Raw genomic sequence first — 12,815 nt, forward strand, 5'->3', positions numbered from 1 at the left:
AACAATCCATAGGCGCTCTATTATTACTTTTTACTTTTTCTTTGATTTCTTGGTTGACATGGTTGACAAAGGAGAGAAATGCCCCAAATATCAGGCTTTTCCCCGTCAACCGGCTGTCAACCAAAGCGTCAACCAAACTGTCAACCGGTGGCTTTTCAGAATGGAAGTTCCATTTGCCGGGCTTCTTCTTCCGTGATTTCCTGAAAACCGTCCCCCTCCGGCGGAGCTTGGTTGACACGCTCCCAGCCTTTTTGAGAACCGTATTTCTTATACCGCTTCGGGCTTTTGTAGGCTACCCAGCCCTGTATGATGCCGCCCGCAATGCCGGTATTCATAATCTCGCAGATTGCCCGTGTCTCCCAGTCTGCCGGGGAATTTAAGTTCCCCAGCGCTTCCTCATAAAGCTGCTTGGAACATACCCTGTCGCCGGTGTAGTCCTCCAAATAGGCGTAGATCATGCCGGCCTGTGTGTCTTCCTGCATAAAGTCCTGCTGGTGGGCGTTCAGGTATCGGTTCATTTCCATGCTGAATGACAGCTTATACTTCCCACTGCGATAAACCGTCATGGCTTCCGCCCACATCTGTTCGATATACGCCCTCGCCGCCGCTTCATCGTCCAGTATGTGAACCTCCGCCCGTTCCGGGTACACCGTCACGGGGAGAAAGCGCCGGTTGCCGGTGCGGTCACGGGGCAAAAAGTCCTGCCGGTTGGTCGTCCCTCCAAATACACATTGCCGCAGCCGGTCTGCCGGATGTGTCTCATACGGCACTTTGTAGGTTTCTTTCTGGCGGCTTAAGAATGACTTGATTTCCTCAATACTCTTGGCGTTGGCTGTGGCAATCATCTCCGACATCTCGATAATCCAATGCCCTTGCAGCTTGCGGTACACATTTTCATCGTCCAGCTTTTTCAAATCGTCTGAAAACCATTCGTCCCTGCCTGCCAGCAGCCGGAAAAAGGTAGATTTCCCGGCTCCCTGACCACCAACCAGACAGAGCATGACCTCAAACTTGCTCCCCGGTCTGAATACCCGCCGGATGGCTCCCATCAGGAACAGTTTCAAGGCTTCATAGGTGTATTCGTCCGTATCGGCTCCCAGAAAGTGATGCAGGGCGTAACGGATGCGCTCTGTGCCGTCCCATTGCAGGCTGTTCAGGTAATCCCTGACTGGATGGTAGCGGTTTTCATTGGCAACAATCTTGATGGCGCTCTGCACCTTTTTCTCGCTGGTAAGCCCGTAATTTTCTTCCAGATACAAAAGCAGGTAGTTCATGTCCATGTCGGTCAGCGTGGTACTGGTGCGCTCCCAGCCCAGCGGCTTCACAATGTCAATCTGCTCCGTCAAAAGGTTCAGGCGCAGCGCCCCGCGAAACAGAGGGTCACGCTGGAACACCGTCAGGCAGTTTCGGATGCTGTTCTTCACGCCGCCTTTCTGCGTCCCCTCTAATGTTTCCCGGATTTCTGCCGGTGTCTGCGCCGGTTCCATTGTGTCCATCGTCCTTTTGACCGCTTCCTGCGTTTCCGGCGGCAAGCTCTGAAATTCGCTGTTCAAGCCGCAACACCTCCTTTCCCTGTGCGGCGATCAATGCCGCTTTTTCTTCTATTTCTCCGTATAACAAAATATCCAAAAGGTATTCTGTGTAGCTTATCCTCTGCAACGCTTCCACAAAAAGAGGATGCCAGATGGCATCCTGCGGCTGTGGGGCGTGTGCTGTTTTCCAATGCTCCAGCAGGCGCAGATAATCGCATAGCACCCGGAAACAATACCGTTCCGTTTCCTGAAATCTCTGCTCCGCTGATTTTTGTCGGGGCTGTGACCTGTTGTGACGCTTCCTATCTGGCGGCGCATTGCCGGATTTCTCATAGGAAACGCCGAAGTCCTCCGCAAGCCTGACCGCAGCTTCCCGTTTCCCCAATCCATGCAGCAAAGCGGCAAAGTCGATCACATCCCCGGAAGCCCCGCAGCCGAAGCAGTAAAAGCGGCTGTCCACTTTCATGCTGGGCGTGCGGTCATTGTGGAATGGACAGCAGACCATGCCGTTTCTCCCCACCCGGATTCCATAGAATGAAGCAGCCTGCCGGGTGGTAACAGACTGTTTCACCGCTTCAAATACATTCAAATGCTCCCTCCATAAAAATACTGGTAGCGGTAAAGCTGCCGGTTATATCATAGCTCCATCTCATGTTTCTTTCTCTGTACTGCCTGTGGCTGCTCCCTCCGGCGCAGTGCGGTATCTACGGCGTTCTGCACCTGCCGTAGCCGTATGACTTCCTCCCGGAGTGGCTTGTGCTGCGGGGACAGTTCGGCATACTCTGTTTTTAACTGTGCGTATTCCTGTTTCCATGCTTTCAGGGCAATGGGTTTTCCGTCCAGTTTTTCTTTCAAAATACGGCGGGCGGCATAAAACAGCCGTAACTCCGCATCGTGGGATGTTTCAAATTTCTCCCTCTGTTTCTTAAACTTGATATTGTTCAATTCCGTATGAACAGGTTTTAGCCGCTGGTAATTCTCGCCCTCCCGTATCAATTCCTGCAATTCCTTTATCCGGGCAGATTTCTTTTTCATGGAGTCGCTTAACGCTTCAAATTCTTCGTTGACAGAGGAAAGACGCTCCTGCAAATCCTCTAATGTGAGCAGCTTGTTTTCCGTCAGATAATTGACGGCTTCGGCAAACTGCTTTAAGTTTCCGGTTCTGGCTTTATTGCTCCATGCCCCTGCGTTGCGCTGGTTGTAATAAGCGATCAACAGGTCGGCAAGGCTCGGTGTCTGCGGTTTGGAAAGTTCTTCTTTTACCTCTGCCATCCAGACAAACAGGGCTTTGATCTTCTTCCTCACATCCTGTATAAGCCGGTTGGTGGCTTTAATCCAGCGGTTCAGTTCCCCTTTCTCGGTGCGGATGCCCTTTGCTTCCATCTGCCGGACATTAGCTCCCTCGTGGACAGTAGGTATCAGGTCAAGCCCCTGCCGCACATAGGAACGGTGGTCGATACGCACATCCAGCCCTTTTTCCTCAAATTTTGTATTAACGGCAGCCGCCCACTGCTCCCGCCAGTGTTCCAGCGTTTCCGGCTCATGCCAGTCTGTTGTATGGACAGCGTTAAACATATAATCGCCGTTTTTATCCCGGATTCGGTTTCCATCTTCATCAAGAAGATATTCCCGCCGCTGTTTTTGTCCCCATGTGCCATCCGGGTTCAAAGGGCGCATGGTTGTCATCACATGGAAATGCGGGTTAGGGATGCCGCCGTCCTCTTTCTCCGGGTTGTGAAAAGCAAGATCGGCAATCATGCCTTTTGCCACAAACTGCTCCTGCACGAACTTCCTTGCCAGCTCCATGTTTTCTTCCAGCGTCAATTCATTCTGCATGGCAATATCAAAGGAATAGGCAAGCTGTGCTTTTGGATGTTTCTCGCAGCTCTCCACAGCATTCCAGAGGGTCGCCCGGTCAAGATATATTTCCGGCGCATGGGGCGGCAGCATGATTTCCGAAGCAATCACGCCGCCCTTTTTGGTGTAATCGCTGACTTCTCCATAGTAGCTGCTGTAAAGACGCTCCCCGGATCGGTAGGCTGCGCTTGCAATGGCGCTCTGACCGGCGCTACGCTTTATCTGTGCGATTGAAAAATGATAAAGTGCTATCCTTAGTCACCGCCTTTCTCCTGCCCGGAAATACGGGCGTGGTTCTCAGTGGCAGACCGGATGAAATGCTCCGCCTGCGGCAGATTCAAAATGTTTTCCATGAGGGAATAAAATTCCGCTTCGGATAGCTCCTTTGTCTGTGGTGCAATGCTCTCAATAGCTGCCCCACGGGTAATCAGCCGGTGCGTCCTCTGTTTCCGGGAACCGCTTTCCAGATACGCCTGCCGGTTTTTCAAACGCTGCATTTTCCGTTTTTCCTGTTCCAGCAGGACAGTGGTTTTTTCATATTCCTGCTTCAACTGTTCCAAAGATTTTTCCATGTTCTCACATCCTTTGCTGATAAGATAAAGAAAGACCATCCGCAGACAGTCCGTGTGTCAGTGCTTCTATAAAACCCGATGAAAAGGGAAAACCGCAGAGCGGATTTCTCTTTGCGGCGGGTACACAGGGGATAGCCGCTTTAGCGGCGCAAGGGGGTGTAGCCACCTTGTCGGAGCGAAGCGAACGCAGACCTCGGATTGCTGATTTTATCAGCGGCAGAGGTAAGCTCCGCAGGACGCACGATACATGGTCTTTAGACTATGTATAGAAGTGCGCCCTTAGTTCCTAAGGGATTTTGCCGTTTCCGGCAGTCTTGTCCTTTTTCTTGGAACGCTTGGAAAGATACTTCGGGCAGTCAACCACAACCGCCCGGAAGCTCTGTTTACATTCGTGCTGGCATTTCCGGCACAGTTCGTTGTAAGTGATACGGCTGCGGTCATTTAAGAAGAAAGACCATTCCAACCGCCGCTTGTTACTCATTCTTGCCATAACCGGCTCCTTTCTCCGTTTCTATCTGATGTACGCAGATAGGCTGTTTTGATGTAGCGTCTCGGTATCATTTTTAAGTTTTTTTCCCTCTGTATGCCCCTTTGGAAAGTGCGGCAGTATTGCAAGTCAGGGAATGATACCTCACGCTTATTTGTCGCTTCCCGGTACGGTTTCGGAGCCTTTTGCCATCCATTCAAAGAAAGCAATTTTGCTGACCTTGATAAGTCTGCCCCTGCGGAACGCTGGAAAGCCGGGTGTGTGTACCAGCTCATAGGCGCTCGCTCTTGAAATTCCCATAATCCGCTGAATGTCCGCCACATCCAGAACCAGCGGTAAATCCTCGTAGCTGTTCAATCTCTTTTTATCGTTCATTCTGTTCCTCCCATAAATCAAATAGGTTAAAATGCTTCCTGTTGCCGTTCTCCCCAAAAGCCGTTTTCCTGCCCCATTCCTGCGGTGTTTCCCTGCATTGGTGCGCCGAATGCGTCACTTCTCCTGCCGGTCATATCCCTTTTGGACGGTCATTCACTTGTCAAGGTACTGTGCGGTACGAAATTACCAACCGCAATCATCATAGCGTACTATCCTTGACAAAACAATGATTCTGCGATACCATGAGTGTAACGGATATAACTGAATTATATAATTACCATAAACAAAGGCAGGGGATAGGGATGGAGAATCAGTTTATACGGCATGAGCCATGTTTTGAGAGGATTTTGTTTGTCCTGACGCTGGACAGGAAGAAAATGAAAGAGCGGATTTTGATTGGGGAAGAACAGCAGATCCGCTTCCGTCTGAACGGGAGCCAAAACGCAGAGGTGCTTTGTGATATGACACGCCCACTGGGAACTTTTTTGATAAACTTTGAGCGTGACACGGACAGAGACTGGAACTTATACGGGCTTTCTCCGCTGCGGCAAGCTCTCCACTCCAACCGATGGAAACAGCCGGAGCTGGAGCAGGCGGCAAGCGAATTTCTTTGGGAGAAATATCTTAGCAACGACCCTCTGAAAATGTATGTGGCGTTCCGTATCTGGAACAGCTATCTGCTTGCCAGAGAACCCCGTGACCGTAACGCTGCCTGTGACCGCTTCATGGATAAAATGAGCAGACTGACCGGGGTATTCCAAAACGAAACCATGAGCTTTGACAGGGAGACAGGAAAACCGAAACAATTTCAAGCTGGCAGCCTTTATTTCAAAGGCGCACCGTCAGAAGATACCCGGCTTGACCTCTGGTTCCCGGACAACCGGCGCACAGAAGAATGTGTGTCTGCCTATGCGTCCCTCTACCCGTTGATTACCTATTATCTGAACAGGCTGAATGACTGGGGGCTTTGCTTCCGGCGGTGCAAGGTCTGTGGAAAATATTTTCTGGCAAAGAGCCAGCGGTATGAGCTGTGCAGCGACAAGTGCCGAAAAGCACAGGCGCTTCAAAACAAGCGGGAATTTGACGAGAGGTCAAGAGAAAATAACTATGACCTGCTTTATAAAAATGAATGCCAGAACTGGCGCAACAAAATAAACCGGGTAAAAAATACCGCAGGCTTTCCGGCTGACCGTCTGGAAAAAATACAGGCTTCCTTTTCCGACTTTAAGAAAGAAGCCTTACAGAGAAAAAAGGCTGTAAAAACAGGAACGGCCAGCCCGAAAGAATTTACGGACTGGCTGTATCAGCAGAGTAATGTAATTGTTGAGCTGACCGAGATATGAAAAACTTTCTATCGTCAATTTCGCATTATTGCAATAACAGATTGCTTCTTCCATGAATGGTAATATTATCATCAAACTTTTGGAAGAACTATAAATGTCCGAGGCGTCTTTGATTTCGACAGAAAAACAGGCTGAATTGTTACAAAGCTCGGACATTTCAAAAATTTCTTTGAGAAATGACGAAAAAAGCGGGGCAGCACACGCCGCCCCGCCGATCCCATACGGTTATTCCATTGCCCGCATTTGTTCAATCAGAGATTGTTTTTTCTGTCTGCGGATTGTCCATACAGACAAGATCAGCTCCATTCCGAACAATACCAGAATGAACAGCCCCATTTCCAAAACCGGGAATTGATAAGGCACTACATTTCCGGCAAAAGCACCTACACTCATTTTTCTGCAAGCAAAGATGGAAGCCGGAAGCCCAACGATCAGCGTTGCCAATGTTGCAAAGAGCGCATAGCACAGCCCCTCACAGATGTTCATTTTACATAGCTGTTTTTGTGTTAGGCCGATAGAACGCAGAATACTGTTTTCCTGCTTTCGGGCGATCTGGTTAGAGAGTGTCGTGTTAATCAGGTTGATAACGCCAAAGAGAAATACCAGCCATGACAGTACCTCCATACTGCCAAACGCAAAAGAATTTGTCATTTCTTCATATTCAATCACTGTATTGATTTCATCTAAGGCAATATTACTATGGCTGGCAACAATATTTTTCAATTCAGCTCCCACATAGTCCGTTTTTTTAGGGTCATTTACAATGCTCCATGAATAGTCAAAAGAGGTGATTTCCGGGTGCAGTTCGTGGAACAACGCTTCTGGTGCAAAAAGAGTTGCCCCATCTAAGTGCATCCTGCCATGTCCTGAATATACCTTTGCAGGAGCGTATAACCCCGATATGGTAACAGAAACGGATGGCTGTTCTTCTCCCAAAGAGATCTCAACCGTTGAACCAACACCCATATCCTCATTCTGCTTTAGCACATTATAGTCAATTACAATACTACGGGAATCTGTTGGCATGGTTCCCTCTGTCAGAGCCGCTTCAACTACCGCATAATTCTGGTCGGTCAGCATATCGCACATACCACCAGCTTGATGAATCTCTGTTTTATAAGTTGCATGGAGAGATTGCCTGCTTGGAATTATATCTGTAACGCCATCAATAGATAAGATTTCCTGCTTTAATTCCTCATTCAATGGATTTCCCGCTGCCATAACCTTTTCTTCTGTCATTTCAGAATCCAAATAAATTTTATAGTCGCCGTCTGGGAAAAACTGTCTTGCAAGCGCCTCTGGTGAGCGCAGCAAAACAATGGAGGATACCACAAGCAGGATAATTCCGCCCAAACTCAATGAGGCTACAATAGCAACGGTCTTTTTTCGGTCACGCCTAAAATTTGCAATTCCCATTGAAACAGGATTGAGCTTGATATTCTTTTTTCGGCTTCGGATGTCCTTTTGTGCCGGGGTAAAACGGACGGCTTCAATCGGGGAAATCCCTGCCGCAATTTTTATCGGCTTACGGATGGAAACAGATACCATGATCCAACTGCTTATGAGTGTCAAAATAATCGTTGCCACATAGGAAACAGCATTAAATCCCTTGGGAAACAAAAGAAAACCGCCGCATACACCCAGCACTGTACCAATCAAAATCCCGATACTGCCGAGTTTACGCCCCTCCCGCTTTACAATCCGCTTGATTTGCTTTGGCGTTGCACCAATCGTCCGAAGCTGCCCGTAGCTCTTGATTTTGTCATTGATGGAGATACGGAAGATACTCTGGATCACAATATAGCCGCCGATCAGAACAATGGCAATCACGCCAGCCATCAGTGCAAAATCAAAGGATTTAGAAGCATAGGCAAAATACTTGCTGTTCATTTTGGGCATAGGAAGCTGATATTCCTCCGCAATCTCCCTGCAATAAGAGGTCATCAGTTCTTCGCCCAACTGGTCGCTGTTTTTGAAATGGACATAGGCGCGATAGCCAGTCGGGTCAAACCCTTTCCATCCTGTCAGGGCAGCGTTGGAAAGAATGATAGCGCAGGTATTCGCTTCTTTTTCATTTACGCTGTCCATAATGCCGGTAACGACATAATCACCATGAAAACTCTCTGTATCTAAGGTCACAGTGTCCCCGATCTTGGCATTGTTTCCATAGGTGGAAAGAAAGTATTCGCTTACAACAACTTCATTTGCTTTTTCAGGAACCCGGCCCTCTAATAACTCCATCTGCGCCTTGGTAATCTCCATCATTTGCGCGTCGCAATACACATAAGACGCATGATAGCCCTGTTCTGAAAGCTCCTCACCCAGCATATAGTAGCCGCCTACGCGCTCAAACTCCGGCAGTCCTTTCAGGGTTTCAATGTCGTTTTCCTCTACGCCCAGCCAGACCGCCTCATAAGTATCGACAACCTGATTGCGCTGCATTTGTGTCAGGGAGGTAGACACAATTCCCGTAAAGCAGATCAGAAATGCCGCCAGCGCAACGGCAATCACCACCATCAGATTCCGGCGCTTCTCGCTTTGCAAACTTTTCTTTGCCAGCTTCTTTGTAATGGCGCTGGTATCATTCTCAAAAGGCCATGTCATAGCCTGCCACCTCCTTACTCCACAATCTTGCCGTCCTCAATGCGGACAATCCGATCTGCAAGACGGGCTATGTCGTCATTGTGGGTAATCATCACAACAGTTTGCCGGAACTCTGCACTGGTGCGCTTGATAAGCCCCAGCACCTCGGCGCTGGTCTTGCTGTCAAGGTTGCCGGTCGGCTCGTCGGCCAGCACAATAGCCGGTTTGGTAATCAGGGCGCGTGCGATAGCCACACGCTGCTGCTGGCCGCCGGAAAGATTGTTCGGCATATTTTTCAGTTTATCTTCCAGCCCCAGCAGGTGAACGATCTCGTCCAAAAACTTCTGATCCACCGTGTCCCCGTCCAGCTCCACCGGCAGGACGATGTTCTCATACACATTCAGGATAGGAACAAGGTTATAGTTCTGGAAGATAAAGCCGATGTTGCGGCGGCGGAAGATGGTAAGCTGTTCGTCGTTCATTTTCGACAGCTCTTTGTCCCGGACAATCACATTGCCGGAAGTAGGGGTGTCCAGCCCGCCCATCATGTGAAGCAGGGTGGACTTGCCGCTGCCGGAGGTTCCCACAACGGCCACAAATTCGCCGTCATTTACAGAGAAGTTCACGCCGTCAAGGGCGCGGGTGATATTCGGCTCTGTACCGTAATACTTTTTCAGGTCGATAGTCTGTAAAATTCTCATAAAATTCAATCCTTTCTTTGTTTGTTGTAAATGCGGAACGCTGCTGCGCCGGTGGCCGCCAACTGTACCAGAATCAGCACAGCGAACAGTCCGAAGCTCTCATAGTAGAACAGTTCATCCCAAAACAGGAGAACATCGCAGAGGGCAGTCAAGGCAACCGTCCAGCGGATGTGCTGGGCCAGCCTTTGCCAGAACGCCAGCACAAGGGCAACGGGCGGGACGATCAGCAGCGCCAGATTCAAAATCATGGTCGGGGTCAGTTCCATTGCAACGCCTCCTCACTTTTGTTGATAAGGTCATTGTAAAACCCAAATGTCTGCGAAATGTTACAGCGGCCAAAAAATTTCATCGAAAATCGGGGTGAAATGTTACAACGCTCGGACATTTCAAAATTATTATTCAACTACCCTTAATCGAGCTACAATACTTGTTTTTCTAAAATAGCGAAACGAAACATGAGGAACTATAATCGCCACAACGCAAATAACAATTCCCTCTAATATCAACGGGAAAATCGTAGGCTGTATTGTAAACAGCCATAAGTCAGGTTGATTAAAGAAAGTAGGAAGAATTGTATTTGCAACAATAAGAGAGAGAGGTAAACCCATTACACAAATCAGAAATGCGTAAAACAATCCCTCCAATACGGTCAATTTGTTAATTTGTTTTTTCGTCATTCCGATGCTCTCTAATGTAGCAAATTCCCGTTGCCGGTTTATAATGCCCGTTATAATGATGTTGGAAAAATTCACAAGCCCGATACTTCCTAACAGAAACCCAATAAGGCCACCTATGATAAAAATAGTTTGTTTTAATCCATTCATAGTTTGTGCCAATGTTTCAGACGATGCGTATTCAACGGTAGGCAAAGAATTGATGTACTCGGTCGCTGGCAAAAAGTGTTCTTTTTCCACATCAAACACATAACTCATTATGGCTGGATTGTTATACAATTCCACAAACATCTCATTACTCATATAGAAAATAGGACAATCGCCGCCAACATCAGTGTAGCCAACATTCTTACCCGGAGATTCTACCAATGAAAAATCAACCACTGCACGCGCAATTACCGAAACCGTTTTATAAGGCAATCCATCTTTGTAAATGGTAACTTCCTGATTGAGCGGACAAAGAAATTCAGGAGATTCATTTGGGTTGATCGCTGAAATTTCTATAACATAGTTTCCACTTTCCAAATATGAGGTTAGTTGCTGTATATCTGTTTCTCCCTCAATGAAATTCAATTTAGGAAGTATTGATTTTTCTACCCCGTAAATATTGCAAAGAGGTCGATAATCAACACCGAGTTTTACTGGATAAGTTCTGCCATCAACCATACCACTTCGTATAAGGTGATTATCTTCTGTGTATTCGTCTAATACTTCCGTGACCAAACTACCATAATCATAAGTAACACTGACATCATCCAAAGTGTTTTTATAAATTCGACTTCCGTTCAGCACAGGAATATTATTTTCAATATCAGATATGATTTCATTACTAACAGAATCATCTTTAAATCGAAAACCTTGCACATTAGAAAATGTGTTTGGGCTTGCCACAACAAAATCAAATGAGGTAACAGAAGATACATATTTTTTAACATCAACACTATTTCCGATTGCGATTGCACTGTTTAGGAGAATAATGCAGAGTATCATGGATAAGACGATAAATATGGTACGCTTTGAATTTCTTCTTAAATTTCTCCATGCCATTTCTGTTATTCTATTCTTAAACGAAAGACGATTCTTGTTGGCACTATGATAATTGTCTTTTTCATAGTATCTAGTTGCCTCAATGGGCGAAATCGTAGCTGCAATTTTGAATGGTTTCTTTATGCTCACCCAAACAGTAATCGCACTAAATATCCCGGCAACGACAAAAATAATAGGATTAAAACTCAAGTTCACAGAAAGATTGTGATACTCGCCTTTCATAAAATTAAGAATCCACGGAAGCATAAGTATTCCTACTATATATCCTAAAATCAACCCAATAGATATACCAATTATAGACAGCCAAAATGCTTGCTTATAAACAATTCGCTTGATTTGCTTCTCCGTTGTTCCGATTGTTCTTAATAAGCCATATTTCTTTATTTCTTGAACAACAGAAATCTCAAAAATATTGCGAATGAGCAAATAGCCCGTTATTACAAAAATCATAATAAAAAACAGGGCTGCTATTATGGCAATCCAATTTACAGATGTACCAGTGGACGGGCTGGTTCCCCTAATTTGCAAAATAGTTGTCTGTATAGACTGGATCGCTCCAACACATAAAGTCGTTACAGAAGTAAAAAGCATTGATGTTAAAACGATTGCTATTACAGCAACAATATTTCGTAATTTGTTGGCTTTGAAGTTTCTTTGCGCCAGCTTCTTTGTAATGGCGCTGGTGTCATTTTCAAAAGGCCATGTCATAGTTGTATCACCTCCATATTTGATAAGGGTATTGTAAAACCTAAATGTCCGCGAAATGTTACAGCGGCCAAAAAATTTCATTGAAAATCGAGGTGAAATGTTACAACGCTCGGACATTTCAAAAAAATTTACGGCGGGCAGCCGGAAATGGCCGTCCGCCGCGTTCTATTTTGTCGGCAGCATAATGGAAAATTCTGAACCCTTGCCCGGCTCCGAAACCACTTTGATATAGCCGCCTTGCCGCGTTACGATCTCGCGGGCCAGATACAGGCCAATGCCCACGCCCTGCTGTTCGTGTACTTCTTCCTCACGATAGAAGCGCCGGAAGATGGCAGCCTGATTGCTTTCGGAAATGCCCTTGCCGGTGTCGGTCACTTTGACCTCCACATACATTTCCCACAGCACCACTGACACGGCGATTTTCCCGCCTGCCGGGGTGTACTTCACTGCATTGTCCAGCAGGTTAAAGAGGGCTTCGGATGTCCACTTGCTGTCATGGAAAACGGTCAAATCCTCCGGGCAGTCCACGGACACAGCGATTTCCTTTTTCTCCGCTGCATACACAATCCCACTCATGGCCTGCGCCACGGTATCAAAGAGGCGACCCGGTTTCTTATCCAACTGGATCACGCCCGTTTCCAGCCGTGAGGTTTTCACAAGGGCCTGAAAGAGAAAGTCCAGCTTATCCGTCTGGCTGCGGATTCCCCGGATAAAGTCGGTGCGCTCCGCCTCGGTCATGGGCTTTTCCAGCAGGGTGTCCGTCGCCATTTTCAGATTGCTTACCGGCGTTTTCACCTGATGGGAAATATCCGATACAAGGGTCTGTAACTCCTGCCGTTCCTCGTCCACCCGGCGGCGGTTCTCCTGCATGATCTGGTAAAGCCTTGCCAGCCGGTGTCCGATTCTGGCAAGCTGGGTTTCGCTGTCCTCTGGCCG

At 47.4% G+C, this 12,815-nt stretch carries 12 protein-coding genes; 1 reads left to right on the forward strand and 11 read right to left on the reverse strand.

The window, feature by feature from the left end; all coding sequences use genetic code 11:
* Positions 1-155: 155 nt before the first annotated feature.
* From DXB15_RS14300 to DXB15_RS14325, 6 genes are all read right to left on the reverse strand, one after another.
* Positions 156-1,496, reverse strand: a complete 1,341-nt coding sequence (locus DXB15_RS14300) for a virulence-associated E family protein (RefSeq protein WP_009321442.1) — start codon at positions 1,494-1,496, stop codon at positions 156-158.
* Positions 1,381-2,121: a CHC2 zinc finger domain-containing protein gene (locus DXB15_RS14305; protein ID WP_014079457.1), complete on the reverse strand. Its 741-nt coding sequence runs from the start codon at positions 2,119-2,121 to the stop codon at positions 1,381-1,383. Before DXB15_RS14305 ends, DXB15_RS14300 begins: the two co-directional genes overlap by 116 nt.
* 47 nt (positions 2,122-2,168) lie before the next feature.
* On the reverse strand, positions 2,169-3,641 hold the full coding sequence (gene mobQ / locus DXB15_RS14310; protein WP_187119664.1) for a MobQ family relaxase: 1,473 nt from the start codon (positions 3,639-3,641) through the stop codon (positions 2,169-2,171).
* Between the two features lie 2 nt (positions 3,642-3,643).
* Positions 3,644-3,961 carry a DUF3847 domain-containing protein gene (locus tag DXB15_RS14315; RefSeq protein ID WP_187119663.1) on the reverse strand — a complete coding sequence of 106 codons (318 nt, stop codon included), beginning with the start codon at positions 3,959-3,961 and terminating at the stop codon, positions 3,644-3,646.
* A 286-nt stretch (positions 3,962-4,247) separates the two neighbouring features.
* Positions 4,248-4,451 (reverse strand): hypothetical protein, encoded by a 204-nt coding sequence (locus DXB15_RS14320; protein WP_004614949.1) that lies wholly within the window; start codon positions 4,449-4,451, stop codon positions 4,248-4,250.
* A gap of 147 nt (positions 4,452-4,598) precedes the next feature.
* Positions 4,599-4,823 (reverse strand): helix-turn-helix domain-containing protein, encoded by a 225-nt coding sequence (locus tag DXB15_RS14325; RefSeq protein WP_005362423.1) that lies wholly within the window; start codon positions 4,821-4,823, stop codon positions 4,599-4,601.
* A gap of 302 nt (positions 4,824-5,125) precedes the next feature.
* Here DXB15_RS14325 and DXB15_RS14330 point away from each other — a divergent pair, with 302 nt between their 5' ends.
* Positions 5,126-6,166, forward strand: coding sequence for a DUF6076 domain-containing protein (locus DXB15_RS14330; protein ID WP_008816376.1), 1,041 nt, complete (start codon positions 5,126-5,128; stop codon positions 6,164-6,166).
* Between the two features lie 225 nt (positions 6,167-6,391).
* Here the strand turns inward: DXB15_RS14330 and DXB15_RS14335 are convergent, their stop codons facing one another.
* The 5 genes from DXB15_RS14335 to DXB15_RS14355 all read right to left on the reverse strand — a co-directional run.
* The gene (locus DXB15_RS14335; RefSeq protein WP_118703327.1) at positions 6,392-8,770 is read right to left on the reverse strand and encodes an ABC transporter permease; all 2,379 of its coding nucleotides are present in this window, start codon (positions 8,768-8,770) and stop codon (positions 6,392-6,394) included.
* A gap of 14 nt (positions 8,771-8,784) precedes the next feature.
* Positions 8,785-9,450 (reverse strand): ABC transporter ATP-binding protein, encoded by a 666-nt coding sequence (locus tag DXB15_RS14340; RefSeq protein ID WP_009296631.1) that lies wholly within the window; start codon positions 9,448-9,450, stop codon positions 8,785-8,787.
* A gap of 5 nt (positions 9,451-9,455) precedes the next feature.
* The gene (locus tag DXB15_RS14345; RefSeq protein WP_005927561.1) at positions 9,456-9,716 is read right to left on the reverse strand and encodes a hypothetical protein; all 261 of its coding nucleotides are present in this window, start codon (positions 9,714-9,716) and stop codon (positions 9,456-9,458) included.
* A 129-nt stretch (positions 9,717-9,845) separates the two neighbouring features.
* Positions 9,846-11,879 (reverse strand): ABC transporter permease, encoded by a 2,034-nt coding sequence (locus DXB15_RS14350; RefSeq protein WP_118703328.1) that lies wholly within the window; start codon positions 11,877-11,879, stop codon positions 9,846-9,848.
* 165 nt (positions 11,880-12,044) lie between these two features.
* Positions 12,045-12,815 (reverse strand): sensor histidine kinase (locus DXB15_RS14355; protein ID WP_243115659.1); only part of this gene is annotated, 771 nt, incomplete at its 5' end.

The sequence above is a fragment of the Roseburia sp. OM02-15 genome, from assembly GCF_003481835.1.
GTDB lineage: Bacteria > Bacillota > Clostridia > Lachnospirales > Lachnospiraceae > Eubacterium_I > Eubacterium_I ramulus_A.

Excerpts from the sequence above, each read along its gene's own strand:
- DXB15_RS14300 (WP_009321442.1), bottom strand. The coding sequence starts at position 1,496 with ATGGACACAATGGAACCGGCGCAGACACCGGCAGAAATCCGGGAAACA.
- DXB15_RS14340 (WP_009296631.1), bottom strand. The coding sequence starts at position 9,450 with ATGAGAATTTTACAGACTATCGACCTGAAAAAGTATTACGGTACAGAG.
- DXB15_RS14325 (WP_005362423.1), bottom strand. The coding sequence starts at position 4,823 with ATGAACGATAAAAAGAGATTGAACAGCTACGAGGATTTACCGCTGGTT.
- DXB15_RS14345 (WP_005927561.1), bottom strand. The coding sequence starts at position 9,716 with ATGGAACTGACCCCGACCATGATTTTGAATCTGGCGCTGCTGATCGTC.
- DXB15_RS14315 (WP_187119663.1), bottom strand. The coding sequence starts at position 3,961 with ATGGAAAAATCTTTGGAACAGTTGAAGCAGGAATATGAAAAAACCACT.
- DXB15_RS14350 (WP_118703328.1), bottom strand. The coding sequence starts at position 11,879 with ATGACATGGCCTTTTGAAAATGACACCAGCGCCATTACAAAGAAGCTG.
- DXB15_RS14335 (WP_118703327.1), bottom strand. The coding sequence starts at position 8,770 with ATGACATGGCCTTTTGAGAATGATACCAGCGCCATTACAAAGAAGCTG.
- DXB15_RS14320 (WP_004614949.1), bottom strand. The coding sequence starts at position 4,451 with ATGGCAAGAATGAGTAACAAGCGGCGGTTGGAATGGTCTTTCTTCTTA.
- DXB15_RS14330 (WP_008816376.1), top strand. The coding sequence starts at position 5,126 with ATGGAGAATCAGTTTATACGGCATGAGCCATGTTTTGAGAGGATTTTG.